Genomic DNA, 24,707 nt, shown 5'->3' with positions numbered 1-24,707 from the left:
AAGTCATCATTGCAGAGCCATTCCATGCACGTTCCCCGCGCCGACCTCGATCGCCTCCTGTCCGCCCTGACGCCGCGCGAGCGCCAGATCGTCGCCTATGTCGCGGCTGGCCGTCCGAACAAGGTCATCGCGATTGACCTGGACATTTCCCTGCGCACCGCCGAGGCCCACCGCGCCCGGATCTTCGCCAAGCTGGGCGTGCGCAACGCCATGCAACTGGCCTGCCGGCTGTGCGCCTTTGGGCAACCGGGCGTGTCGCCGGTGCTGGGAGCGCCATTGCCGTGCGGGTCGGAGGCTGCGGCGCCGGTCGCCCCGCCGCCCGAGCCCGCTGCGGATACGCCCGCGTCAGACACGCGCTATGCGCTGCGGGCGGAGCGGGTCGATGCCATCCTCGCGGATTGCTGCGCGGCACTTATCAATAAAGGATACTGGAGTAAGTAGGCACTTACTTTTCGAGGGTGGCCAGCCGCCCCTCGGCTTTCATCGGTCCAGGAGGCCGCCCCAAAAACCAAGGGCCTGGCGGATACGTCATCCGGCAGGCCCTGCGGGGGATGGTCAGGCCGGGCTGGATACCCGGCCCGCCGCGCTCAGGGGCATTGAGGCGCCTGGGCCTTGGCCAGTTCGTCGATCGGATCCAGGTCCGGCTGGCGGGTCAGGTTGTAGTTCAGGTTGGGCGACTGGCCGCCGATGGAGCGCACGCGCAGCACGTTGTTGGCGGCGACCACGAATTCGACCCGCATGTTGCCCTTGCTGTCGAGCAGCAGGACGCGCGGCGGGCGCTCGTCGGTGGCGTCCCAGCAGCCTTGCTCGACGATCGGCGCGGCCTTCTGGGGATCGTTTTCCAGGTAGGCGGTGCGGCCGCGCCAGCGGCCGTTGGGCGCCAGGGTCAGGGTGACGCGCTGCGCCGTGCACTGCATGGCGGGCGAGAAACACGGCAGCGTACCCATGTAGGTCTGCGGCTGCGGCACCAGGCTGTTGGCGGCGGCGCTCTGCGTCGCGGCGGGCGCCGGGGCGGGCGCCGCGCCGGCGCTGGCGCCGCTGCTCGCGCCTTCCGGCACGGGCTGGCCATCCTCGGTGGTGGCGCCCTGGGCCGCGGCGGCCTGGGTCGGGGTCTTCTTCTGGTCGGGCTTCAGCGCGATCTGCACCTGCGACGGCGCCCGCAGCACGGTGCGGTAGCCGGCGCCGGAACCCTGGTACTGGGCGTCGGTGACGGTGCTTTCGACCGGGGGATCGTAATAGCCTTCGGTGCGTTGCTGGGCGCAGCCCGCGGCTGCCAGCGCCGTGCCCGCTAACAGCAGCCCCATCATGCTGAGTTTGCGGGGGCGGGTAAGGATTTCGACGCGCGCGGCCATGGCAGCTGATCCGTAAGTTGAGTCTGTCTCCGATTTTACGCACTTATGCGAAGATTCGATACGTTCCCCACCATCCTGAAAGGCGTTGCCGGCACTTTATGCACAAATTACGACACGGCTCCTGGCAGCCCGCCCGCCGTCCTGCCGTCCGCGCTCGTCCGCCGGCGCGGCGGACCGCGCCGCGAGGGCGCGCATGACGCTGTGGCATGTCTTGCCGGTGCCCCTGGCGGCGTTTGTCGCGCTGGCCGCGCTGGCCGGCCTGCTGGTCGGCGGCTGGCTGACGCAGGTCACCTACCGCCTGCCGCGCATGATGGAACGCGAGTGGCAGGCGCAGTGCCAGGAAGCGGCGGGCAATGCCCGGCCGGCGATCGACTCCGACCTGCGGGCGCCGGCCGCGCATTGTCCGAGCTGCGAGGCGCCGGTGACGGGCTGGCGCCGCCTGCCGCTGCTGGGCTGGCTGGCGCTGCGCGGCCGTTGCGCCGCGTGCGGCGCCCCGATCGGTTGGCGCTATCCCGCCATCGAGGCGATCACCTGCATCCTGTTCGCCGCCTGCGCCTGGCGTTTCGGCGCCACGCCCATCGCGTTGTGCGCCATGGGCTTGTCGGCGGCGCTGGTGGCGCTGGCCTGGATCGATCTGGAATCGACCCTGCTGCCGGACGCGATCACGCTGCCGCTGACCTGGGCCGGCCTGCTCGTGAATCTGTTCGACGCCTTCACGCCGCTACCGATGGCGGTAGTGGGCGCGGTGGCCGGCTACCTGTTCCTGTGGGTTATCTTTCATGCATTCCGCCTGCTGACCGGCCGCGAAGGCATGGGCTACGGCGATTTCAAGCTGCTGGCGGCGCTGGGGGCCTGGTTCGGTGTCGGCGCCTTGCCAATGCTGCTGCTGGGCGCCTCGGTGGTCGGCGTGGTGGTAGGCGGCGCCCTGACGCTCGGCGGCCGGGCACGCCGCGGCCAGGCCTTGCCGTTCGGCCCATACCTGGCGCTGGCGGGCGTGGCCGTGCTGCTGTTGGGCGGCGAGCAAGGCCTGGGATGGTTGCTGCATTGAACGCGCGTCCGCCCCGCGGCGGCGCGCGCCCGGTGGGGCGCAGGGGCGGCGGGGAGCAGGGCGCACACGAAGGACGAACATGTTCAAGATCGGTCTGACAGGGGGCATCGGCTCGGGCAAATCGCGCGTGGCCGACTTGCTGGGCGAATGGGGCGCATCGGTGGTCGATACCGATGAGATCGCGCGCGCGCTGACCGCGGCCGGCGGCGCGGCGATGCCCGCCATCGAACGCGAGTTCGGGCCCGACGCGTTGACGCCGGCAGGCGCTCTCGATCGCGACTGGATGCGCGAGCGCGCGTTTGCCGACCCGCAGGTCCGCCTGCGCCTGGAAGCCATCCTGCATCCGGCCATCGGCCACGAAACCGAACGCCAGGCCGAGGCCGCGCGCGGCGTCTATCTGGTGTTCGTGGTGCCGTTGCTGGTCGAGTCCATCGGGCGCTGGCGCGGCCGCGTCGACCGCATCTGCGTGGTCGATTGCGATCCCGACACCCAGGTGGCCCGGGTGCGCTCGCGCAGCGGGCTGACGGACTCAGCCATCCGGCGTATCATGGCGGCACAGGCTGCGCGGGCGGACCGGCTCGAGGTCGCGGACGACGTCATCGACAATGGCGGCGCGACATCGCCGGAGCAATTGCGCGCGCAGGCGAAGACCCTGCATGATCGCTGGCTCAAGCTGGCGGCCACCACGGGCCGGCAAGCTTCGGGCTTGGCCGGCACCCCTGAATAATCTCGGCCCGCCGGCCGACCTCTGATGGGCCTGTTTACAAGCGTGATTGTTTACGAATATCCCTTCAACGAGCGCATCCGCGCCTACCTGCGGCTCGAATACCTGTTCGACAGGCTGTTCTTCTTTGCGCGCGAGGGGGATTCACGCCAGCACCAGGTTGCCGTCACCTCGCTGTTCGATCTGCTCGATGTCTGCGAACGCACCGACGTGAAAGGCTCGGTGCTGCAGGACCTCGAACGCCAGCGCGTCGCGCTGGTTGGGTTGCGCGACCACCCCGGGGTGGCGCAGGACGCGCTCGAAGGCATGCTGCGCGAACTCGAAAAGGTGGCTTCGGCCCTGGCGGCGCCCGGCAAGACCGGCCAGTCGCTGCGCGAGAACGAATGGCTCACCAGCCTGCGCGGGCGCCTGGCGGTGCCCGGCGGCGCGACTCAGGTCGACATGCCGTCGTACTACGCCTGGCAGCATAAGTCCGAAGCCGCGCGCTGCGCGGACCTGCAGGCCTGGCTGGCGCCCTTCACCGCCCTGAACGACGGCCTGACCCTGGCGCTGCGCCTGTTGCGCGAGTCAGGCCGCAAGATCGACATCGTGGCCGAACAGGGCGCTTACCAGGAGATGCTGGGCGGCAAGCAGTACCAACTGCTGCGCGTCTGGGTCGATCCGGCGCAGGGGGTTTTTCCCGAGATCAGCGCGAATAAGTACATGATCTGGATCCGCTTTTCGACGCAGGACGGCGAATTCAAGCCACAGCAGGTGGCGCGCAGCATCCCCTTCCAGATCACGCTCTGCAATTCGTAGCCCGTCGGGCGCGAGCGGGGGGGCATCCCGCCCCGATTCCTGTTGCGGCCGATTTCAGCGGTAACGGACAATGGCTGAAATGTCGGTCGTCTAGGTCACAATACGGCTTTCTCCGTCAGTGCCGGAACCGTATCCCATGTCCGATAGCCGTCCCGTTTCGTCGCCTTCCCGCTGGACCCGCCGCAGAATCATCGGGTTGGCGGTGCTTTTGCTGGTGGTCGCCGGCATCGCCTGGCTGGCGCTGCGGCCGGCCGCCAAGCCGGGTGGCGCGGGCGGCGGGCGTCCGGGCGCGGGCGGACGGCCCAACATGGCCGCGGCCATGGCCAACCTGGCCGTGCCGGTGCGCGTGGCCAGCGCCGTCACGCAGGACATCGATATCTACCTGAAGTCCCTGGGCACCGTCACGGCCTACAACACCGTCACCGTGCGCAGCCGCGTCAGCGGCGAACTGGTCGACGTGCCGTTCCAGGAAGGCCAGCAGGTCAAGGCCGGCGACCTGCTGGCGCAGGTCGACCCGCGCGCCTTCCAGGTGGCCCTGGACCAGGCCCGCGGCACCCAGATGCAGAACCTGGCGCTGCTGGAGAACGCGCGCCGCGACCTGCAGCGCTATCAGGCCCTGTTCAAGCAGGACTCGATCGCCAAGCAGCAAGTCGACACCCAGGCGGCGCTGGTGCGGCAATACGAAGGCACCATCAAGAGCGACCAGGCCAATGTCGACAATGCCCGCCTGCAACTGGACTACGCCCGCATCACGGCGCCGATCAGCGGCCGCCTCGGCCTGCGCCAGGTCGACCGCGGCAACCTGGTGTCCAGCTCGGACACCAACGGCCTGGTGGTGATCACGCAGACCCAGCCGATCTCGGTGGTGTTCACGCTGCCCGAGACGCAATTGCCCGAAGTGCGCGCCGAACTGGCCCAGGGCCGCACCCTGGCGGTGGAGGCCTATGACCGCGCCGACACCCGCCGCATCGCGTCCGGCACGCTGGAGACGCTGGACAATCAGATCGACGTCACCACCGGCACCCTCAAGCTCAAGGCAAAGTTCGACAACCAGGACGACGCGCTGTTTCCCAACCAGTTCGTCAACGTGCGCCTGCACGTGCTGACGCGCAAGGGCGTGACCGCGATTCCGACGGCGGCGGTGCAGCAGGGCTCGGCCGGCGCCTTCGTGTTCCTGGTGCAGCCGGACAATACCGTGCAGGTCAGGCAGGTCAAGCTGGGCGCCATCAACAATGGCATGGTCGCCGTCAACGAGGGCCTGCAGCCGGGCGACCGTGTCGTCACCGAGGGCACCGACCGCCTGCGCGCCGGCGCCAAGGTCGAGGTCGTGGGCGGGGGCGAGGTGATCCCCGCCGCCAAGGACAAGTCGCTGGGCGGGGGCGCGCCGGCGGGCACCACGCCCGCCACGCGCTGATCGAGGGGCCGCCCCGTGAGCCCGTCGCGCCTGTTCATCCTGCGGCCCGTGGCCACCACGCTGTCGATGGTGGCCATCCTGATCGCGGGCTTCATCGCCTACCGCATGTTGCCGGTGTCGGCGCTGCCCGAGGTCGACTACCCCACCATCCAGGTGACCACGCTGTATCCGGGCGCCAGCCCGGACGTGATGACGTCGCTGGTGACTTCGCCGCTGGAACGGCAGTTCGGCCAGATGCCGGGCCTGAACCAGATGTCGTCGACCAGTTCGGGCGGCGCCTCGGTCATCACCATGCAGTTCAACCTGACGCTGCCGCTGGACGTGGCCGAGCAGCAGGTGCAGGCCGCCATCAACGCGGCATCCAACCTGCTGCCCAGCGACCTGCCGGTGCCGCCGACCTACAACAAGGTCAATCCGGCCGACGCGGCGGTGCTGACGCTGGCCATCACCTCGCCCACCATGCCCTTGCCGCAGGTGCGCGATCTGGTCGATACGCGGGTGGCGCAGAAGCTGTCGCAGATTCCGGGCGTGGGCCTGGTGAGCGTGGCGGGCGGGCAGCGCCCGGCCGTGCGGGTGCAGGTCAATCCGCAGGCGCTGGCGGCCAACGGCCTGGGGCTGACCGACCTGCGCACCGCGGTGGTGGGCGCCAACGTCAACCAGCCCAAGGGCAACCTGGACGGGCCGCTGCGCTCGACCACCATCAACGCCAATGACCAGCTCAAGTCGCCGACCGACTACAACGACCTGATCATCGCCTACAAGAACAACGCGCCGCTGCGCCTGTCGGACGTGGCGCGCGCGGTCGAGGGCGCCGAGGACACGCGCCAGGCGGCCTGGGCCGGCGACAAGCCGGCCATCCTGCTGAACATCCAGCGCCAGCCCGGCGCCAACGTCATCGACGTGGTCAACCGCATCCAGGCGCTGCTGCCGCAATTGCGCGCCGCGCTGCCGGCCACGCTGGACGTGACGGTGGTGTCGGACCGCACCCAGACCATCCGCGATTCGGTGGCCGACGTGCAGTTCGAGATGCTGCTGGCGGTGGCGCTGGTGGTGATGGTGACCTTCGTGTTCCTGCGCAGCCTGACCGCGACGCTGATCCCCAGCGTGGTGGTGCCGCTGTCGCTGGTGGGCACCTTCGGCATCATGTACCTGGCCGGATTCTCCATCAACAACCTGACGCTGATGGCGCTGACCATCGCCACCGGCTTCGTGGTGGACGACGCCATCGTCATGATCGAGAACATCGCCCGCCACATCGAAGAGGGCGAGACGCCGTTGCAGGCCGCGCTCAAGGGCGCGCAGCAGATCGGTTTCACGCTGATCTCGCTGACCTTCTCGCTGATCGCGGTGCTGATTCCGCTGCTGTTCATGACCGAGGTGGTGGGGCGGCTGTTCCGCGAGTTCGCCATCACGCTGGCGGTGTCGATCCTGATTTCGCTGGTGGTGTCGCTGACGCTGACGCCGATGATGTGCGCGCGCCTGCTGCGTGCCGAATCCGAGCAGAAGCACGGGCGCTTTCACCAGGTCACCGGCGCCTTTATCGACCGCACCATTGCCGCCTACGACCGCATGCTGCAGAAGGTGCTGCGGCACCAGCCGTTGACGCTGCTGGTGGCCCTGGCCACCTTCGCGCTGACGGTGCTGCTGTACATCCTGGTTCCCAAGGGCTTTTTCCCGCAGCAGGACACGGGACTGATCCAGGCCATCACACAGACGCCGCAGTCCATTTCGTTCACCGCCATGGCCGAGCGCCAGCAGGCGGCGGCGCGGCTGGCGCTGGAGGATCCGGACGTGCAGGCGGTGTCGTCCTTCATCGGCGTGGACGGCAGCAACGCCACCCTCAGCGCCGGGCGCATGCAGATCGCGCTCAAGCCGCAGGCCGAGCGCAACGGCGACCTGCGCACGGTCATGGCGCGGCTGCAGGAAGCCTTCGGCAAGCAGGACGGCCTGACCGTCTACATGCAGCCGGTGCAGGACCTGACCATCGAGGACCGCGTCAGCCGCACCCAGTACCAGATGACCCTGTCCAATCCGGACCTGAAGGTGCTGAGCGAATGGACGCCCAAGCTGATCGACCGGCTGCGCCAGGTGCCGGGCCTGAAGGACGTGACCGATGACCTGCAGGACGACGGCCTGCAGACCTGGGTCGAAATCGACCGCGACGCGGCCTCGCGCCTGGGCATCACAGCGGCGGTGGTGGACGAGGCGCTGTACGACGCCTTCGGCCAGCGCCTGATCTCGACCATCTTCACCCAGTCCAACCAGTACCGCGTGGTGCTGGAGGTGCAGCCGCAGTTCCAGATGAATCCGGCCTCGCTCGGCCAGATCCACGTCCCGACCTCGACCGGCGCGCAGGTGCCGCTGTCGTCGATTGCCCGCATCACCGAGGGCAAGACGGTGCTGGCGGTGAACCGGCTGGACCAGTTCCCGATGGTCACGGTGTCGTTCAATCTGGCGCAGGGCGCATCGCTGTCGGCCGCGGTCGAGGCAATCACCGCGGCCGAGGCCGAGATCGGCATGCCGGCCAGCGTCGAGACGCGCTTCCAGGGCGCGGCGCTGGCGTTCCAGAATTCGCTGTCGAGCACGCTGTGGCTGATCCTGGCGGCCATCGTCACCATGTACATCGTGCTGGGCGTGCTGTACGAAAGCTACATCCACCCGATCACCATTCTGTCGACGCTGCCGTCGGCCGGCGTGGGGGCGTTGCTGGCGCTGCTGATCAGCGGCACCGAGCTCGACATGATCGGCATCATTGGCATCATCCTGCTGATCGGCATCGTCAAGAAGAACGCCATCATGATGATCGACTTCGCGCTCGACGCCGAGCGCAAGCGCGGCCTGTCGCCGCGCGCGGCGATCCATGAGGCGGCGCTGCTGCGTTTCCGGCCGATCCTGATGACCACGCTGGCGGCGTTGTTCGGCGCGCTGCCGCTGATGCTGTCCACGGGCACGGGCGCCGAGCTGCGCCAGCCGCTGGGCCTGGTGATGGTGGGCGGGCTGCTGCTGAGCCAGGTGCTGACGCTGTTCACCACGCCGGTGATCTACCTGATGTTCGACCGCATGTCGCGGCGCTGGCGCGGCACGCGCCAGGCGCGCGCCGGGAGCGCGCCGTGATCCTGTCGGCGCCCTTCATCGTCCGGCCGGTGGCGACCACGCTGCTGTCGCTGGCGGTCGTGCTGGCGGGCATGCTGTCGTTCTTCCTGTTGCCGGTGGCGCCGCTGCCGCAGATGGATATTCCCACCATCTCGGTGTCGGCCAGCCTGCCCGGCGCCAGCCCGGAGACCATGGCGTCCAGCGTCGCCACGCCGCTGGAGCGCTCGCTGGGCAGCATCGCCGGCGTGACCGAGATGACTTCCAGCAGCACGCAGGGCTCGACCCGCGTGACGCTGCAGTTCGACCTGTCGCGCGACATCAACGGCGCCGCGCGCGACGTGCAGGCGGCCATCAACGCCGCCCGCTCGCTGCTGCCGACCAGCCTGCGCAGCAACCCCACGTACCACAAGTCCAATCCCTCGGACGCGCCCATCATGACGCTGGCGATGACGTCCGACACCCTGAGCCAGGGCCAGATGTACGACCTGGCCTCGACCATCGTGGCGCAGAAGCTGGCGCAGGTCGATGGCGTGGGCGAGGTCACGGTGGGCGGCAGTTCGCTGCCGGCGGTGCGCGTGACGGTGCTGCCGGGCGCGCTGGCCAATCGCGGGGTGTCGCTGGACGAAGTGCGCACGGCGCTGGCCAATGCCAATGCCAACCGGCCCAAGGGCGTGCTGGAGAACGACCAGTACCACTGGCAGATCATGGTCAACGACCAGCTCAGCCGCGCCGAACAGTACCGGCCGCTGATCGTGGCCTGGCGCGACGGCGCGCCGGTGCGGGTGTCGGACGTGGCCAGGGTCGAGGACTCGGTCGAGGACCTGTACCAGACCGGCTTCTACAACCAGCGCAACGCGATCCTGATGATCGTGCGGCGCCAGGCCGACGCCAACATCATCGAAACCGTGGACGCGGTGCGCGCGCAACTGCCGACGCTGCTGGCGCTGATGCCGGCCGACGTGCAACTGACCGTGGCGCAGGACCGCACCCCCAGCATCCGCGCCTCGCTGCACGAGGCCGAGCTGACGCTGATCATCGCGGTGGGCCTGGTGGTGCTGGTGGTGCTGCTGTTCCTGCGGCGCTGGCGCGCGGCCATCATTCCCAGCGTCGCGGTGCCGGTATCGCTGATCGGCACCTTCTGCGTCATGTATCTGTGCGGCTTCACGCTCAACACCATCTCGCTGATGGCGCTGATCGTGGCCACCGGCTTCGTGGTGGACGATGCCATCGTGGTGCTGGAGAACATCATGCGGCACGTCGAGAACGGCATGTCGCCGATGCGGGCGGCGCTGCGCGGCTCGCGCGAGGTGGGCTTCACGGTGCTGTCGATGAGCCTGTCGCTGGTGGCGGTGTTCATTCCGATCCTGCTGATGGGCGGGGTGGCGGGGCGCCTGTTCCGGGAATTCGCGGTGACGCTGTCGGCATCCATCATGGTGTCGCTGGTGGTGTCGCTGACGCTGACGCCGATGATGTGCGCGCGCCTGCTCAAGGCGGAGCCCAAGGAACCGAAGCCGCCCGGCCGGCTGGCGCGCTGGGCCGAGGGCGGCTTTGCCTGGATGCAGGACGGCTACCGCCGCAGCCTGGCGTGGGCGCTGGCCCATGGCCGGCTGATGATGCTGGTCCTGGCGGCGGCGGTGGGCCTGAACGTGTACCTGTACACCGTCGTGCCCAAGGGCTTCTTCCCGCAGCAGGACACCGGCCAGTTGCTGGGCTTTTTCCGGGTGGACCAGGGCACGTCGTTCCAGGCCACGGTGCCCAAGCTGGAGGCCTTGCGCAAGGTGGTGCTGTCCGATCCGGCGGTGCAGAGCATGACCGGCTACGCCGGCGGGCGCGGCGGCAGCAACAGCAGCTTCATGCAGATCCAGCTCAAACCGCTGGGCGAGCGCAATGTCTCGGCCGAGCAGGTCATCAACCGCCTGCGGGCGCGGCTGCAGAACATGCCGGGCGCGCGCATGTTCCTGGTGGCGCAGCAGGACATCCGCGTCGGCGGCCGCCAGAGCCAGGGTTCCTATGACTACACGCTGATGTCCGGCGACCTGCAACTGCTGCGTTCGTGGATGCCCAAGGTGCAGCAGGCCATGGCGAAGGTGCCCGAGATCACCGACGTCGATACCGACGTCGAGGACAAGGGCCGCGAGATCAACCTGGTGATCGACCGCGACGCCGCCACCCGGCTGGGCGTGAGCATGGCGACGATCTCGACCGTGCTGAACAATTCCTTCAGCCAGCGCCAGGTGTCGGTGATGTACGGGCCGCTGAACCAGTACCACGTGGTGCTGGGGGTGGACCCGAAGTTCGCGCAGGACATCGAGTCGCTCAAGCAGGTCGAGGTCATCACCGCCAGCGGGGCGCGGGTGCCGATGGCGGCCTTCGCTCGCTTCGAGAACGCGAATGCGCCGCTGAGCGTGCAGCACCAGGGCCTGTTCGTCGCCGATACGGTGTCGTTCAGCCTGGCGCCGGGCGTGTCGCTGGGCCAGGCCACCGCCGCCATCGATGCGGCGGTGGCGCGCATCGGCCTGCCGTCGGACCAGATTCAGGCCGGCTTTCAGGGCACGGCGGCGGTGCTGCAGCAGACGCTGGCGCAGCAGCCGTGGCTGATCCTGGCGGCGCTGGTCACCATGTATATCGTGCTGGGCATCCTGTACGAGAGCTTCGTGCATCCGCTGACGATCCTGTCGACGCTGCCGTCGGCCGGGCTGGGCGCGTTGCTGGCCTTGCTGCTGGTGCGCATGGACTTCACGCTGATCGCGCTGATCGGGGTGTTCCTGCTGATCGGCATCGTCAAGAAGAATGCCATCATGATGGTCGATTTCGCGCTGGAGGCCGAGCGCAACCAGCACATGGCGCCGCGCGAAGCCATCTTCCAGGCCTGCCTGACGCGCTTCCGGCCGATCATGATGACCACCATGGCCGCCATCTTTGGCGCGTTGCCGCTGGTGTTGGCCACGGGGGCCGGCGTCGAGATGCGCCAGCCGCTGGGCATTACCATCGTGGGCGGACTGGTGCTGAGCCAGATCCTGACGCTGTACACCACGCCGGTGGTCTATCTTTACCTTGACCGTTTCCGCCTCTGGGCCGCGCGCGGGCGCGCCCGGCGCGGCGGGGCCGCTTCGATAGAACAACTATGATCCGCAACGCCAAGCCTTTCCCTTCCGCCTTCCTGCCGCGCGCCGGCATCACCCTGGCGCTGTGCGCGGCGCTGGCCGCTTGCGCCGTCGGTCCCGACTACCAGCGGCCGGCGCTGGACGTGGGCGCGGCCTACAAGGAAGGCCAGGACGAGGTGCCGGGCTGGAAGCGGGCCGAGCCGCGCGACGACGCCGACCGCGGCCAATGGTGGCGCGTCTATGACGACGCCACGCTCAATGGCCTGGTGGACAACCTCAATGCCTCCAACCAGACCATTGCCCAGGCCGAGGCGAACTACCGCCAGGCGCTTGGCCTGGTGCGCGGCGCCCGCGCCGGCTTCTTCCCCACCGTGGGGGCGGGCGCCGGCCTGACCCGTTCGGGCAGTGGCGGCGGCAGCGGCGGTTCGTCGTCCGCCTCGTCGGGCGGCGGCGGCAACGTGTCCAACCAGTATTCGCTGACCGGCAGCGTCAGTTGGGAGCTGGATGTGTGGGGCCGGGTGCGCCGCAGCGTCGAATCGTCCGAGGCCAGCGCCGCGGCCAGCCTGGCCGACCTGGCCGCGACCCGCCTGAGCGCGCAGGCCGCGCTGGTGCAGGCCTATCTGCAACTGCGCGTGCTGGACGAACAGAAGCGCCTGCTGGACGCCACGGTGGCGGCCTATGAAAAGTCGCTGCAACTGACGCAGAACCGCTACAACGTTGGCGTGGCGGGGCAGTCGGACGTGGCGGTGGCGCGCACCCAGGTCGAAAGCACGCGCGCGCAGTCGATCGACCTGGACTGGCAGCGCGGCCAGTACGAACATGCCATCGCGGTGCTGATGGGCCAGGCGCCGTCGCACTTCAGCCTGCCGCCGGCGCCGTTCTCGCTGCAGTTGCCGCGGATTCCGGTGGGCCTGCCGTCCGAGCTGCTGGAGCGCCGTCCCGACGTGGCCGCCGCCGAGCGCCGCGCCGCCGCCGCCAATGCGCAGATCGGCGTGGCGCAGGCGGCCTGGTTCCCCAGCCTGACCCTGTCGGCCGACGGAGGCTTCCGCAACGGCCAGTTCGCCGAACTGCTGACCGCGCCGGCGCGCTTCTGGTCACTGGGCCCGGCGCTGGCGTTGACGATTTTCGATGGCGGCGCGCGCCAGGCGCAGGTCGAGCAGGCGCGCGCGTCCTACGATGCCCAGGCGGCGGCCTACCGCCAGGCGGCGCTGACCGGGCTGCGCGAGGTCGAGGACTACCTGATCCAGTTGCGCGTGATGGAGAACGAACAGACCGTGCAGCGCCGCGCGCTGGAGTCGGCGCGCGAATCGCTGCGGCTGATCCAGAACCAGTACAAGGCCGGGCTGGTCGATTACCTGAGCGTAGCGGTGGTGGATGCCACCGCGCTCAGCAACGAACGCAGCGCGCTCAGCCTGTACGGCAATCGCCTGGTGGCCAGCGTCAACCTGATCGTCGCTTTGGGCGGCGGCTGGAACGGGCTGCCCGCGGCGCAAGGCGTGGAGCGCGCCGCCGCGCCGGCCGCTGGCGCCACGTCGGGGGCCGCGCCGGCCCCTGCCGCCGTCAGGTAGGGATAACGCCTAACTCCTCCTCTCCCCGATTGACAAGCCGCAGGCCCGGGTTCCTAATGCGACAAAAGTGACCGAATGGTCACGTCAGGCCCAGGCCCGGTCGTGGCGCCGTCCACGGCCCGGCTGCCGCGCCGAATCGCGACGCGCCGACGCACCGGATTCCGTTTGATCGATCGAACACTTCTGACGAAGGGGAAAGAGGATGGACAGGTTTTTTCGTGCGGGAAAGGGCGTCGCCATGGCGCTCGCGGGCGGGATCGCGTTGACAGGTGCATTGGCCGCCCCGGCGGCGGCGGCCTGGCCGGAACGCCCCATCACCCTGATCGTGCCGTTTCCGCCGGGTGGCACCACCGACATTTTCGCTCGCACCATCGCCGAGCACATGCGCCCGGCGCTGGGCCAGTCCATCGTGGTCGAGAACAAGCCGGGCGCGGCCGGCAACCTGGGCGTGGCGGCGGCCGCGCGGGCCCAACCCGACGGCTACACCATCGTGCTGGGTTCGGTGGGCACGCAGAGCGTCAATCAGTTCCTGTACAAGAACATCGGCTTCAACCCCGCGACCGACCTGGCGCCGCTGGGCATGATCGCCTCCACGCCGAACGTGATGGCGGTGGCGGCCGCCTCGCCATGGCACACGTTGCAGGATGTCATGCGGGCGGTGAAGAAGGACCCGGGCAGGTATTCCTATGCCTCGCCCGGCATCGGATCTTCGGTGCACCTGACAGGCGCCTACTTCGAGTCGATGGCGGGTCTGCAGATGCTGCATGTGCCATTCAAGGGATCGTCGGCTGCGATCCCCGCGGTGATCGGCGGGCAGGTGGACATACTGATGGACAACCTGCCGAGCTCGATGGCGGCGCTCAAGGCCGGCGACCGGCTGCGCGGCATCGCCGTCACGTCGGCCGAGCGCAGTCCGGCCGCGCCGGACCTGCCCACCATGGCCGAAGCGGGCCTGCCGGGTTTCGAAGTGACCGCCTGGTCGGGTCTCTATGCGCCGCGCGGCACGCCCGCGCCGGTGGTGGATAAGCTGATCGCGGCGATGAAGCAGGCGCTGCAATCGCCGGCTCTGCGGCAGTCGCTGGCGCAAGGCGGCGCCACGCCCGGCAACCTGTTCGGCGCCGACCTGGCCGCCTTCGAGGTCAAGGAGCGCGACAAGTGGGGCAAGCTGATCCAGGGCCGCGGCATCAAGGCCGAATGAGGCCGGCCCGCCGCTGAACCCGGCGCGGCGCGCCGTCAGGCGGCGAGCGCGAAGCTCGCGGCTTGCACGGCGGGCGGTTGTCCGCGCATCAGATCGACCAGCATGCGCGCGCTGCCGGCGGCCAGGGTGAAGCCCAGGCCGCCATGGCCGGCGTTGAGCCACAGGTTGCGCCACGGCGTGGCGCCGATCAACGGCTTGCCGTCGGGACGCGCCGGCCGCAGGCCGGCCCAGGGTTGCGGCGCGCCGGCGGCGTTCAGGCGCGGGAACAGGCGCGCCACGTCGCGTTCCAGGCTGCGCGTGCGGCGCGGGTCAATGGCGCCGCCTGCCGCGCCGATGTCGACCATGCCCGCCACCCGCAGGCGCTGGCCCAGCCGCGCATACACCACCTTGCGGCCGATGTCGCTGATGCTGGCGCGCGGCGCGATGCTGTCGGGCGTCAGGTCGTAGGTCAGGCTGTAGCCTTTGAGCGGATAGATGCGCAGGTCCATGCCGATGCGGCGCGCCAGCGCCTGCGCGCCGATGCCGCCAGCCAGCACGTACTGGTCGGCCTGCAGGTCGCCGGCGGGCGTGGCCAGCGCCACGATGCGGCCGCCTTCGGTGCGCAGCGCCGACACCGGCGTGTCGAAATGGAATTGCGCCGCGCCGGGCGAGGCCCGCAGGATGCGTTCCAGCTCGGTGCACAGGCGCAGGCAGTCGCCGGCGTCCTCGGTCGGCGTGTGGATGGCGCCGGCGATGCTGTCGCCGATGTCGGCCAGCGCCGGCTCCAGCGCCAGGCAGGCCTGGCGGTCCAGGGCGCGTTGCTCGCAACCCAGCGAGGCCTGGTAGTCCATCTGCGCGAGCGCGCGGCCATAGGCCGCCGCGTCCTGGTAGACCAGCAGCTTGCCGCCCGAACTGAAGTCGAACGCCGGCCGCTCATGGCCGACCAACTGGTGCACGCAATGGCGGCTGTACAGCCCCAGCGCCAGCAGTTCACGGGTCGTGGCGCGGCTGCGGCCGCGGGTGCAGGCCCGAAGGAAGTCCAGGCACCAGCGCCATTGCGCGGGGTCGAGCCTTGGCCGCCAGCGCAGCGGCGTGTCGCGCCCCAGCAGCCACGCGGGCAGCTTGGGCAGCACCGCCGGGTCGGCCAGCGGCGCGACGAAGCTGTAGCTGAGTTGGGCGCCATTGGCGCGGCTGGTGACCAGGCCAGGGCCGGGGCCGGCTTCCACCACGCTGACGCGGTGGCCTTCGCGATGCAGATAGTAGGCGGTGGTCATGCCGACCACGCCCGCGCCGATGACGATTGTGTGCATGATGCTCCGGGAACGATGCGGCGCTCGCGTCAGGGCGCCGGATGACGGGGATTCAGGCGGCCCAGGCCGGTGTTTCGAAACCGGGGGCGGCGCGGTCGGCATCGCGCAGCAGGCGGCCGGGGCGGGCGCCGGTGGCCACGCCATGCGCCTCGACCAGCTCGCCGTTGACCAGCACCGCCTGGATGCCGGCGGACGGACGCAGCGGCTCGGCGAAGGTGGCCAGGTCGGTCACCGCGGCCGGATCGAACACCACCACGTCGGCATAGCAGCCGGGGCGCAGCACGCCGCGGTCGCGCAGGCCGAACTGGGCCGCCGTCAGGCTGGTCATGCGTCGGATCGCCTCTTCCATGCCCAGCACGCGCATTTCGCGCACGTAGCGTCCCAGCACCCGCGAGAACGCGCCCCACAGGCGCGGATGCGGCCGCTGGTCGTGCGGCAGGCCGTCCGAGCCGATCATCACGCTGCCGTGGCCGATGACGCGCTTGACGTCGTCTTCGTCCATCGAGAAATAGATGGCGCCGCCGGGCGACAGTTCCTCGGCCAGGCGCTGCGGGTCCTTGCCTTCGCGCGCCGCCAGCTCGCGCAGATCCACGCCCTGGATCTCGGGCCGCGTCTGTGACCAGGTGACGATGATTCTTTCGCCGGCCGGCACGCGGCGCGGCTCCAGGATGGTGGAAGAGGCAGAGTAGGGATAGACATCCATGCCCAGCGGCTGGTCGGCGCGGGCGCGGTCGAACAGCGCCAGCGTTTCGGCGGTGCGGCCGTGGTTGTGCTTGCCCGTGACCTTGTGGTGCGACAGAATCGCCGGCACGTCGGCGGCGCGGCCGATCAGGAAGGCTTCCTCCATGGCGTCGCAGACGTGGTCGGCCTCGTCCCGCAGGTGGGTGGTGTACAGGCCCTGCCACGATGACAGCGGCGCGGCCACGCCGATGACCTCTTCGGTGCTGGCGTGCATGGCGGTGGGGTAGTACAGGCCAGTCGACAGGCCTGCGGCGCCGGCCGCCATGGCCTGGTCGAGCGCGTGCCGCATGACCGCGATTTCCTTCTTGTCGGCGGGCCTGTCCAGGCGGTCCATCGCCGACACCCGCAGGCTGGAATGGCCCACCAGCGCCAGGCTGTTGACCGCGGCCGGGCTGGCTTGGAGCGCGGCGGCGTAGTCCTGCATCCGCGCATACAGTTCGCCGGTGTGCTGGGCCAGCAGGTTCAAGGGCGGCGGCACGACGTCGCCGGGCGCGTGCACCGGGGCCAGGCTGATGCCGCAGTTGCCGGTCACCACCGTGGTGACGCCCTGGCTGACCTTGGGCCGCATCAGCGGCGCGGCCAGCAGCGCGCGGTCGTCATGGGTATGGCAGTCGATGAAGCCGGGCGCCACCACCTTGCCGGTGGCGTCGATGCGGTGCAGGGCATGCCAGGCCGCGCCGTCGCCGATGGCCGCGATGCGCTGGCCCGAGATGGCCAGGTCGGCGCGGTGGGCGGGGGCGCCCAGGCCGTCGGCGATCAGGCCGCCGGTGATGATGAGGTCGTATTCCTGCAAAGCGGATTGCGCGGGCATGGGATGGGGTCAGGGTCCGGGGTCGGCGGGCGGCCGCGTTTGCTTGCGGCGCGTCTCCAGGTGGGCGAGGGATTGCTGGTTGAGCGCGTCCGGGAAGCCCTGTTTCACCAGGTGCTCCAGCGCGCCGTTGATGCGCGCCCAGCCTTCCGGGGTGCGCAGCGGCACGCCCAGGAAATGGCTTTCGGTCTTGGCGCGCAGCATCAGGTACAGCACGCCCGCCAGCATCACGCTGACGACGGCGGGCACGTCCATGTCGGGGGTAAGGCCGTCGACGCGGTCGATGAAACCGCGCGCGGCGCGTTCGCGGCGATCCGCCAGCGGCGCGGACACCTCATTGCGTTCGATCAGTTCCCAGCGTCGTACTTCGCGCAGCGTCTCGTTGCCGGACAGCGCGTCGATCTGCGCGCGCAGCATCGACAGCACCAGGTCGCCGGGGCTGCGCTGGCTCGATTCGTCCGCCGCCAGCAGGTCGGGATTGCGGGTCCAGAAATCCTGTTCCTGCATCCAGGCCAGCATCAGGCCGGGCATGCCGTCGAAATAGCGGTAGATGAGTTCCTTGCTGACGCCGGCGCGCTTGGCGATGGCGTTGATGCCTACGCCTCCCATGCCGGTTTCCTTGATCTGGTCTTCGAGGGCCTGCAGGATCTGGCGCTCGGTATTCTCACGTCGGGACATTGGCCGGTTCCTTCTTGGTGAGGGGAGGGTGTCATCTTGCCAGACTTCGCCGTCCGGGAACCGCGGCCGCGCGGCAAGGTGTCGGCCCCAAGCCATCCCTTGTTGTGACCGTATGGTCACAACAATGCTCAAGATAGGGCGCGGGCGCCCCGCGCGGCAAGGGGGGAGTTTCCCTAGGCGCAGGGAAAGGCGCCGGCGCGGCCGCGCGGGCCTGCCGCGCCCCGCGGCCACGGCCTCAGATCAGGCCGCGGATGCCGGCGATGCCGTGCGCGCCATGGCGCAGGGCGTGCGAGACCGTCTGGGTGGATTGCCCGCCGAGCGCGAACACCGGGATGCCAGCGTCGCGGTTGCCTTCGACGAAGCCGTCCCAGCCGAGCGTCGGCGCGCCGGGGTGGCTGGGCGTGTCCAGCACGGGGCCCAGCACGGCGAAGTCCGCGCCCAGCTCGCGCGCGTGCACCACCTGGGCGTTGTCATGCGCCGAGACGCCGACCAGCGCCCCGGCCGGCAGGTCGGGCCGGGCGGCCAGGCGCGCGGCATCGGCGCCGCGCAGGTGCACGCCGTCGGCCTCGCGCCACCAGGCGGCCGGATGGGCGCTGTTGACCAGCACGCGGGCGCCAGCGGCGTGGCAGCGCTTGACGATCTGCTGCAGCGCCTCGTGCAGCGAGGCCGAGGCCGGGCCGTCGGGCCACTGCGGTTCACGCAGTTGCACCAGCCTGACGCCGCGCGCCAGCGCCGCGTCCAGCCGGCCCAGGAACGCCGACAGGCCGGCGCGCGAGCCGATCGAACTGATGCCATAGGCGGTCGGCAGTTGCAGCCAGCGCAGCGGCGGCAGGGTGGCGGGCAGCAGGTCGCCGACGGACGCGGCGTTGGCAGGGTCGACCCATTCCAGGCGCTGGTTCTCCAGGCTGCGCGGCTCGCCTTCCCAGCCGGTGACGTGGCAGAACGCCAGGCGCACCGTGGTGTGGGGGTAGGCGTGCACGTAGGTCACCCAGGGCCGCGACTGCGTCACGCGGATGCCGATCTCTTCCTGCAGCTCGCGCGCCAGCGCCTGCAGCACGGTTTCGCCGGGTTCGAGCTTGCCGCCGGGCAGCTCCCACCAGCCCGACCAGGGCTTGCCTTCGGGGCGTTGCCCCAGCAACAGCATGCCGTCCGGACGCAGGATCAGGCCGGCGGCGACATCGATGATTTTGTCAGACATGGCGGGCAGCCCAGTCACGGGCGAATTGGTAGGCGACGCGGCCCGAGCGCGAGCCGCGCTCGATGGTCCATTGCAGCGCCTCGGTGCGGGACGGTTCGATCTGGTCTTCCGGGCAGCCCAGCTCGCGCAGCCAGTGGTAGACGATGTCGAGGTAGTCGTCCTGCTTGAAGGGATAGAACGACAGCCACAGGCCGAAGCGCTCGGACAGCGAGATCTTTTCCTCGACGGTTTCGCCGGGGTGGATCTCGCCGTCGGGCTGGTGCTTGGCCTGCAGGTTCTCGCTCATGTATTCCGGCATCAGGTGGCGCCGGTTGGAGGTGGCGTAGATCAGCACGTTGTCGCCCGAGGCGGCCACCGAGCCGTCCAGCACGGACTTGAGCGCCTTGTAGCCGGCCTCGCCTTCCTCGAACGACAGGTCGTCGCAGAACACGATGAAACGCTCGGGGCGCGAGGCCACCAGCTCGACGATGTCGGCCAGGTCGCCCAGGTCGGATTTGTCGACTTCGATCAGGCGCAGCCCCCGGTCGCCGTAGGCGGCCAGCATGGCCTTGACCAGCGAGCTCTTGCCGGTGCCGCGCGCGCCGGTCATGAGCACGTTGTTGGCGGGCTTCTTCTCGATGAACTGCACGGTGTTGCGGTCGATGATGCCTTTCTGGCGCTCGATGTGCTGCAGGTCTTCGAGGTCGATGCGGGCCACGTGGCGCACGGCGTCGAGCCAGCCGCGCGAGCCGCGTTTGCGCCAGCGGAACGCGTGGGCGCTCCAGTCGATATCGGGGGGCGCGGGGGGCAGCCAGGCTTCAAGCTGGGCCAGGACGCGCTCGGCGCGCTGGATGAGGGTGGTGAATTCGTTCGCGGTCACGGTGTGATCCTGGAAGAGCGAACGGGCGGGCCCGGCACCGGGCCCGCGTCGCGTTCGCGGGCATCGTCGGAAGAAGAGGGCGCGTGTCCCGCCGCAAAGGCGTCGTGGGGGCGCGCGCCGCTCAACGGCTGTCACCTGCCGGGGACCGCGGTGATGCCACGGATTCCCCGGGGGCAGTGACCGGCGATGGGTAAGGCGCAGCCACTGGATTTCATTGCTGCCGCCATCCCGCGAGGCCCGGCGCGCAACTGAACGCCGTCGCTTCGCGCCCGGGGTCAGCCGGGCGGATGGCGGGTCTTGATCAGGAACGGTAGTCGGCGTTGATCGACACGTACTCGTGCGAGAAATCGCAGGTGTAGACGGTGTCGCTGACCTGGCCGCGGCCCAGCGCGATGCGCACGGCGATCTCGGCCTGCTTCATCACGCGCTGGCCGTCGGCTTCCTGGTAGGCCGGGTTGCGGCCGCCGTCCTTGGCCACCAGCACGTCGTCCAGCCACAGGCGGATCTTCGACACGTCCAGGTCGTCGATGCCGGCATAGCCAACCGCGGCCAGGATGCGGCCCAGGTTGGGGTCCGAGGCGAAGAAGGCCGTCTTGACCAGCGGCGAGTGGGCCACGGCGTAGGCCACCTTGAGGGCTTCCTCGGTGGTGCCGGCTTCCTCGACGCGGATGGTCATGAACTTGGTGGCGCCTTCGGCGTCGCGCACGATCTTCTGCGCCAGTTCCAGCGCGGCGGCGGTCAGGGCCTCGCGCACGGCGGCGTAGGCGGTGTCGGACTCGGCGTTGACCTCGACCCCGGACTTGCCGGTGGCGACGATGATGAACGAGTCATTGGTGGAGGTGTCGCCGTCCACGGTGATGCGGTTGAACGAGGCGTCGGCGATCTCGACCGCCAGCTTGCGCAGGAGCGGCTGGGCGATGCCGGCGTCGGTGGCCAGGAAGCTCAGCATGGTCGCCATGTTGGGGCGGATCATGCCGGCGCCCTTGCTGATGCCGGTGAAGGTGACGGTCTTGCCGCCGATCTGGGAGCGGCGCGACGAGATCTTGGGCAGCGTGTCGGTGGTCATGATGCCGTGCGCGGCGCTCGACCAGTGATCGGCGCCCAGGTTGGCGATGGCGCCCGGCAGGCCGGCGAACAGGCGGTCCAGCGGCAGCGGCTCCAGGATCACCCCGGTCGAGAACGGCAGCACCTGGGCGGCGGGCACGCCGAGCAGGCGGCCGAGCTCGGCGCAGGTGTCCTGGGCCTTCTTCAGGCCCTCGGCGCCGGTGCCGGCGTTGGCGTTGCCGGTGTTGATGACCAGCGCGCGGATCGGGCCGCCGTCGGCCAGGTGGGCCTGGCACACCTGCACGGGGGCGGCGCAGAAGCGGTTGCGGGTGAACACGCCGGCCACGCTGCTGCCTTCGGCCAGGCGGAATACCGTCAGGTCGCGTCGGTTGGCTTTGCGGATGCCGGCCTCGGTGACGCCGATTTCAACGCCGGCAACAGGGAAAATTTCGGACTCGGAGGGGATCTGCAGGTTAACGGCCATGACTTCGTCTCATGAATGAGCAGGACGGAAATCGCCGCCAGGGCAAGGCGGCGCGCGGGGGAAAGCTTCGTATTATCCCACTGCTTTGCGACAGCCGGCGGCGGCGGCCGGAAGGTCGGCTGTCAGGGGGCGGTCCGCATGGCGGCCACGTCCAGCACGCCGGCCTCGCGGTTGGACAGCACGCGGCGCACGGTGCCGTCGGGCGCCTGCAGCACCGACATGCCGGCGGCGACCTCCTTGCCGTCCGCCTGCCGCGCCGCGCGGCCTCGCGATGGCGAGAACAGCAGGTCGCCGGGCTGCATGCCGGGCACCCGCGGGCCGGCCGTCAGCATGCGCGTGCCGGTGGGGTAGGTGATGCCGCCGAAGGCGCTTTCGCGCCCCAACAGGCCCTCGAATGCCAGCAGGCGGCGCTGGGCGTCCAGCGTCATGTCCACTTTCAGCAGCGGCAGGCCGTCCACGGACAAGGGCTCGCTGCCCTCGGCGCGCAGCAGCCAGCGCGGCGCCGCGCTGGCCGGGTCGGGGGCGCTGGCGCGGGCCGCCTCGTCGACCTTGAGCCAGGCGCCGGGCGGGATGGGTTGCTGGTTGAGGGTGTTGCCGATCGCCAGGTGGCAACTGGCAAAGCGCGGCTGGCCGCCCAGCATGACGAATTCGACCCGGTGGCCGTGGGCGCAGAGCCAGCCGTCCAGGGCCTGATCGCGGGCGATCTCGGCCGATAGGGTCTCGGGTTGTCGGCTGGTGGCCGGGTAGTGGAACAGGCGGGTGGCGCTGATGCCCTGCACGCTGGCTGGGTGGCCCTCGGGGAAGGTGGCGCGGTCGAATGAGGCCGGATCGCCGGCGCTGGTCAGGCGCAATACCGTGCCGGCCGGCATGTCGACGCCGGCCAGGCGGGTGGGCTGGTCCAGCACCCGTTCGAGGCTGGCGCCCAGGCGCGCGTCGCGCTGGGCGACCAGCCATTGGCTCAGTTGCTGGTAAGGGAAGATGCCGCCGACCAGGGCCAGCAGCGTCATCAGGATCGTGCCGCGGCGGCGATGGTCGCCCAGCCACAGCCGGGCGCCGCGGCTGGTGGCCAGGACGGCCAGCCAGGTCAGCAGCGTGGAGAGGCAGGCCAGCGACACTGCCATCAGCACGTAGTAATTACCGCCAGGAAGAGATACCGGAATCATGGCGGCAATTATGCGCCAAACCGTTGTCATTTTCCGTCCGCCCGAGGGGCCGGCGGCCGGTGCGCCGCGGCTCCCCGGGCCGGGCGGCGCGCAGGAGGCGGCTCAGTCCGCGGCGGCGGCCGAGCGGGTGGCGATCACCTGCAGCTTCAGTTCGCCCAGCGCCTGGAACAGCGCGTTGCGGCTGGCCTCGGGCAGCTCGCCGAACATCGACTTGACCCACGATTCGTGGGCCCGCGCCATCTTGGCGAAACTCTTCCTGCCCTGCGGGGTCAGCTTGATGAGCGAACTGCGGCGGTCGGACTCGACCTTGGTGCGCACCACCAGGCCTTCTTTTTCGAGTTGGTCGGTGATACCGGTAATATTGCCGTTGGTCACCATCATGTGGCGCGACAATTCGCCCATCTTCATGCCCTTGGGGGCGCGCTGCAATTGCGCCATCAGGTCGAAACGGGGCAGGGTGGTGTCGAATTCGTTGCGCAGCCGGCTGCGGATCTCGCCTTCGATGAGATTGGCGCAGGTCAGCATGCGCAGCCACAGGCGCAGCGCATGGTGATCGTCGGGGGCGGCGCGGGATTCCAGGTCGGGGGCGTCTGTCATGGTCGGGAGGTTACCGGGAATGCGTGGATCGGTCTGTATTCGTGAGTCACTGGTAAAAACCCTAGACTTGTTTTGCCGGATACTTTAAACCTAAACTATGAACCACGCCAGTTCTCCCCTTGCCGCACCACGGGATCGGCTGCTGCGGGCGCCGGTCTGACGCGCCGCCTGAACGGGTCGGCAGGCCGGGCATAGAAGTCCTTCGAATCGCAATCCCAGAAAAACACCCTCTGCGCGGCTCGCGCACGGAGCACACCGCCATGCGTTTCATCACTTCCCTCGTTGCCGCCGCCGCGTTGGTTCCGGCACTGGCGCACGCCGACCCGGTCAAGGTCGGCATCGCGAATGACATTTCCGGCCCGTTCTCGGCCCTGGGCGCCGAAGCCCGCGACGGCTTCAACCTGGCCATCAAACAACTGGGCAGCAAGCTGGGCGGCCAGCCCGCCGAGTTCCTGCAGACCGACATGGGCGGCAACCCGGACCAGGCCCGCCAACTGGTGACGCGCTACATCCAGCGCGACAAGGTCGATTTCTTCACCGGCCCGATCGGCTCGAACGTGGCGCTGGCCGTCGGCCCCGCGCTGTTCGCCGCCAAGGTGCCGTACCTGTCGAACAACCCGGGCCCCAGCCAGTTCGCCGGCGCCCAATGCAACAACTACTGGTTCGGTTCGTCCTACCAGAACGACGCCTTCCACGAAGCCGCCGGCAAGGTCGCGGCCGACCGCGGCTTCAAGAAGATGTTCATCATGGCCCCGGACTACCCGGCCGGCAAGGATGCGTTGGCCGGCTTCAAGCGTGGCTACAAGACCGCCCCGGGCGACGAGGTCTACACTAAGCTCGGCCAGATCGACTACGCCGCCGAAATCGCCCAGATCCGCGCCGCCAAGCCGGACGCGGTCTATATCTTCCTGCCGGGCGGCATGGGCATCAACTTCGTCAAGCAGTTCGTGTCGGCCGGCCTGTCGCAGAGCGTCAAGCTGATCGGCCCGGGCTTCTCGGCCGACGAGGACGTGATCCAGGCCGTGGGCGAGCCGATGCTGGGCATGTACAACACGGCGCAGTGGGCGCATGACCTGGACGTGCCGCAGAACAAGGCCTTCGTCGAGGCCTTCCGCAAGGAATACAACGGCCGCTACCCGTCGGTCTACGCCGCCCAGGCCTACGACGTCATCATGGCCATGGACGCCGCCGTCAAGCAGGCCGGCGGCAAGGCCTCCGACCGCGAGGCCATCGTCAAGGCGCTGGCCAAGGCCGACTATCCCTCGGTGCGCGGCAGCTACACCTACGGCAAGAACCACTACCCGATCCAGGCCTACTACCTGCGCGTGGTCGACAAGGACGCCAACGGCCGCATCACCAACAAGCTGGTGGGCAAGGTGTTCGACAAGTACCAGGACGTCTACGTCGGCGACTGCAAACTATAAAAGGCGGCGGGACGCGTAAAGCGTCGCGGCTACACAATGTAGCCTGGCCCCGCGGGGTCGCACGGATCCGGCTTCGCCGGTCCGTCGCGACGCCCCCTTGAGGGGGAGGCGCGCAGCGCTCCG

The 24,707-nt window shown here is 69.5% G+C and carries 19 protein-coding genes; 10 read left to right on the top strand and 9 right to left on the bottom strand.

The features are described 5' to 3' along the window. Positions 1-24 precede the first annotated feature (24 nt). On the top strand, positions 25-441 hold the full coding sequence (locus SB816_RS22980; protein ID WP_175168377.1) for a response regulator transcription factor: 417 nt from the start codon (positions 25-27) through the stop codon (positions 439-441). A 146-nt stretch (positions 442-587) separates the two neighbouring features. Here the strand turns inward: SB816_RS22980 and SB816_RS22975 are convergent, their stop codons facing one another. Beyond that, the gene (locus SB816_RS22975) at positions 588-1,352 is read right to left on the bottom strand and encodes a copper resistance protein NlpE N-terminal domain-containing protein (RefSeq protein WP_054503366.1); all 765 of its coding nucleotides are present in this window, start codon (positions 1,350-1,352) and stop codon (positions 588-590) included. A 193-nt stretch (positions 1,353-1,545) separates the two neighbouring features. Here SB816_RS22975 and SB816_RS22970 point away from each other — a divergent pair, with 193 nt between their 5' ends. The 8 genes from SB816_RS22970 (at position 1,546) to SB816_RS22935 (ending at position 14,299) form a co-directional block, all read left to right on the top strand. Next, entirely contained in the window at positions 1,546-2,400 is an 855-nt protein-coding gene (locus SB816_RS22970; RefSeq protein WP_054503367.1) for a prepilin peptidase, read from the top strand. Between the two features lie 79 nt (positions 2,401-2,479). After that, positions 2,480-3,127 carry a dephospho-CoA kinase gene (gene coaE, locus SB816_RS22965; RefSeq protein ID WP_116792783.1) on the top strand — a complete coding sequence of 216 codons (648 nt, stop codon included), beginning with the start codon at positions 2,480-2,482 and terminating at the stop codon, positions 3,125-3,127. Positions 3,128-3,169: 42 nt separating this feature from the next. Then, the gene (gene zapD / locus SB816_RS22960; RefSeq protein ID WP_054503539.1) at positions 3,170-3,922 is read left to right on the top strand and encodes a cell division protein ZapD; all 753 of its coding nucleotides are present in this window, start codon (positions 3,170-3,172) and stop codon (positions 3,920-3,922) included. Between the two features lie 136 nt (positions 3,923-4,058). Further along, positions 4,059-5,336: an MdtA/MuxA family multidrug efflux RND transporter periplasmic adaptor subunit gene (locus SB816_RS22955; protein ID WP_054503369.1), complete on the top strand. Its 1,278-nt coding sequence runs from the start codon at positions 4,059-4,061 to the stop codon at positions 5,334-5,336. Positions 5,337-5,351: 15 nt separating this feature from the next. Continuing rightward, complete coding sequence (locus SB816_RS22950; RefSeq protein ID WP_410547591.1) at positions 5,352-8,450, top strand: MdtB/MuxB family multidrug efflux RND transporter permease subunit; 3,099 nt, start codon at positions 5,352-5,354, stop codon at positions 8,448-8,450. Next, the gene (locus SB816_RS22945) at positions 8,447-11,557 is read left to right on the top strand and encodes a multidrug efflux RND transporter permease subunit (RefSeq protein ID WP_410547590.1); all 3,111 of its coding nucleotides are present in this window, start codon (positions 8,447-8,449) and stop codon (positions 11,555-11,557) included. The genes SB816_RS22950 and SB816_RS22945 overlap by 4 nt, the downstream gene beginning before the upstream one ends. Continuing rightward, positions 11,554-13,101: an efflux transporter outer membrane subunit gene (locus tag SB816_RS22940; protein ID WP_410547589.1), complete on the top strand. Its 1,548-nt coding sequence runs from the start codon at positions 11,554-11,556 to the stop codon at positions 13,099-13,101. Before SB816_RS22945 ends, SB816_RS22940 begins: the two co-directional genes overlap by 4 nt. 238 nt (positions 13,102-13,339) lie before the next feature. After that, positions 13,340-14,299: a Bug family tripartite tricarboxylate transporter substrate binding protein gene (locus SB816_RS22935; RefSeq protein ID WP_082401963.1), complete on the top strand. Its 960-nt coding sequence runs from the start codon at positions 13,340-13,342 to the stop codon at positions 14,297-14,299. A 35-nt stretch (positions 14,300-14,334) separates the two neighbouring features. Here SB816_RS22935 and SB816_RS22930 read toward each other — a convergent pair whose 3' ends face one another. The 8 genes from SB816_RS22930 to SB816_RS22895 all read right to left on the bottom strand — a co-directional run bounded on the left by SB816_RS22930 (position 14,335) and on the right by SB816_RS22895 (position 23,160). Further along, positions 14,335-15,588: a D-amino acid dehydrogenase gene (locus SB816_RS22930; protein WP_054503374.1), complete on the bottom strand. Its 1,254-nt coding sequence runs from the start codon at positions 15,586-15,588 to the stop codon at positions 14,335-14,337. A 52-nt stretch (positions 15,589-15,640) separates the two neighbouring features. Further along, the gene (locus SB816_RS22925; protein ID WP_054503375.1) at positions 15,641-17,140 is read right to left on the bottom strand and encodes an N-acyl-D-amino-acid deacylase family protein; all 1,500 of its coding nucleotides are present in this window, start codon (positions 17,138-17,140) and stop codon (positions 15,641-15,643) included. A 9-nt stretch (positions 17,141-17,149) separates the two neighbouring features. After that, entirely contained in the window at positions 17,150-17,815 is a 666-nt protein-coding gene (locus SB816_RS22920; RefSeq protein WP_054503376.1) for a TetR/AcrR family transcriptional regulator, read from the bottom strand. Between the two features lie 235 nt (positions 17,816-18,050). Beyond that, positions 18,051-19,013, bottom strand: coding sequence for a Nudix family hydrolase (locus tag SB816_RS22915; RefSeq protein WP_054503377.1), 963 nt, complete (start codon positions 19,011-19,013; stop codon positions 18,051-18,053). Continuing rightward, positions 19,006-19,872, bottom strand: coding sequence for an ATP-binding protein (locus tag SB816_RS22910; protein WP_175144087.1), 867 nt, complete (start codon positions 19,870-19,872; stop codon positions 19,006-19,008). Before SB816_RS22910 ends, SB816_RS22915 begins: the two co-directional genes overlap by 8 nt. A 301-nt stretch (positions 19,873-20,173) precedes the next feature. Continuing rightward, a complete protein-coding gene (argJ, locus tag SB816_RS22905; protein WP_410547588.1) occupies positions 20,174-21,400 on the bottom strand; it encodes a bifunctional glutamate N-acetyltransferase/amino-acid acetyltransferase ArgJ in 1,227 nt (408 codons plus the stop codon). Between the two features lie 122 nt (positions 21,401-21,522). Then, on the bottom strand, positions 21,523-22,563 hold the full coding sequence (locus tag SB816_RS22900) for a hypothetical protein (RefSeq protein ID WP_054503380.1): 1,041 nt from the start codon (positions 22,561-22,563) through the stop codon (positions 21,523-21,525). Positions 22,564-22,665: 102 nt separating this feature from the next. Further along, entirely contained in the window at positions 22,666-23,160 is a 495-nt protein-coding gene (locus SB816_RS22895) for a MarR family winged helix-turn-helix transcriptional regulator (RefSeq protein WP_054503381.1), read from the bottom strand. Between the two features lie 260 nt (positions 23,161-23,420). Here SB816_RS22895 and SB816_RS22890 point away from each other — a divergent pair, with 260 nt between their 5' ends. Beyond that, a complete protein-coding gene (locus tag SB816_RS22890) occupies positions 23,421-24,584 on the top strand; it encodes an ABC transporter substrate-binding protein (protein ID WP_064526594.1) in 1,164 nt (387 codons plus the stop codon). The last annotated feature ends 123 nt before the right edge of the window (positions 24,585-24,707 follow it).

It is taken from the genome of Achromobacter sp. SIMBA_011, assembly GCF_046535435.1.
Lineage (GTDB): Bacteria > Pseudomonadota > Gammaproteobacteria > Burkholderiales > Burkholderiaceae_B > Achromobacter > Achromobacter dolens.
The sequence above is the reverse complement of the archived record's forward strand: the minus strand, read 5'-3'. Positions and strand labels throughout refer to the sequence as shown.

Excerpts from the sequence above, each read along its gene's own strand:
- SB816_RS22980 (WP_175168377.1), top strand. The coding sequence starts at position 25 with ATGCACGTTCCCCGCGCCGACCTCGATCGCCTCCTGTCCGCCCTGACG.
- SB816_RS22975 (WP_054503366.1), bottom strand. The coding sequence starts at position 1,352 with ATGGCCGCGCGCGTCGAAATCCTTACCCGCCCCCGCAAACTCAGCATG.
- SB816_RS22970 (WP_054503367.1), top strand. The coding sequence starts at position 1,546 with ATGACGCTGTGGCATGTCTTGCCGGTGCCCCTGGCGGCGTTTGTCGCG.
- coaE (WP_116792783.1), top strand. The coding sequence starts at position 2,480 with ATGTTCAAGATCGGTCTGACAGGGGGCATCGGCTCGGGCAAATCGCGC.
- SB816_RS22955 (WP_054503369.1), top strand. The coding sequence starts at position 4,059 with ATGTCCGATAGCCGTCCCGTTTCGTCGCCTTCCCGCTGGACCCGCCGC.
- SB816_RS22940 (WP_410547589.1), top strand. The coding sequence starts at position 11,554 with ATGATCCGCAACGCCAAGCCTTTCCCTTCCGCCTTCCTGCCGCGCGCC.
- SB816_RS22935 (WP_082401963.1), top strand. The coding sequence starts at position 13,340 with ATGGCGCTCGCGGGCGGGATCGCGTTGACAGGTGCATTGGCCGCCCCG.
- SB816_RS22930 (WP_054503374.1), bottom strand. The coding sequence starts at position 15,588 with ATGCACACAATCGTCATCGGCGCGGGCGTGGTCGGCATGACCACCGCC.
- SB816_RS22925 (WP_054503375.1), bottom strand. The coding sequence starts at position 17,140 with ATGCCCGCGCAATCCGCTTTGCAGGAATACGACCTCATCATCACCGGC.
- SB816_RS22920 (WP_054503376.1), bottom strand. The coding sequence starts at position 17,815 with ATGTCCCGACGTGAGAATACCGAGCGCCAGATCCTGCAGGCCCTCGAA.
- SB816_RS22915 (WP_054503377.1), bottom strand. The coding sequence starts at position 19,013 with ATGTCTGACAAAATCATCGATGTCGCCGCCGGCCTGATCCTGCGTCCG.
- argJ (WP_410547588.1), bottom strand. The coding sequence starts at position 21,400 with ATGGCCGTTAACCTGCAGATCCCCTCCGAGTCCGAAATTTTCCCTGTT.
- SB816_RS22900 (WP_054503380.1), bottom strand. The coding sequence starts at position 22,563 with ATGATTCCGGTATCTCTTCCTGGCGGTAATTACTACGTGCTGATGGCA.
- SB816_RS22895 (WP_054503381.1), bottom strand. The coding sequence starts at position 23,160 with ATGACAGACGCCCCCGACCTGGAATCCCGCGCCGCCCCCGACGATCAC.
- SB816_RS22890 (WP_064526594.1), top strand. The coding sequence starts at position 23,421 with ATGCGTTTCATCACTTCCCTCGTTGCCGCCGCCGCGTTGGTTCCGGCA.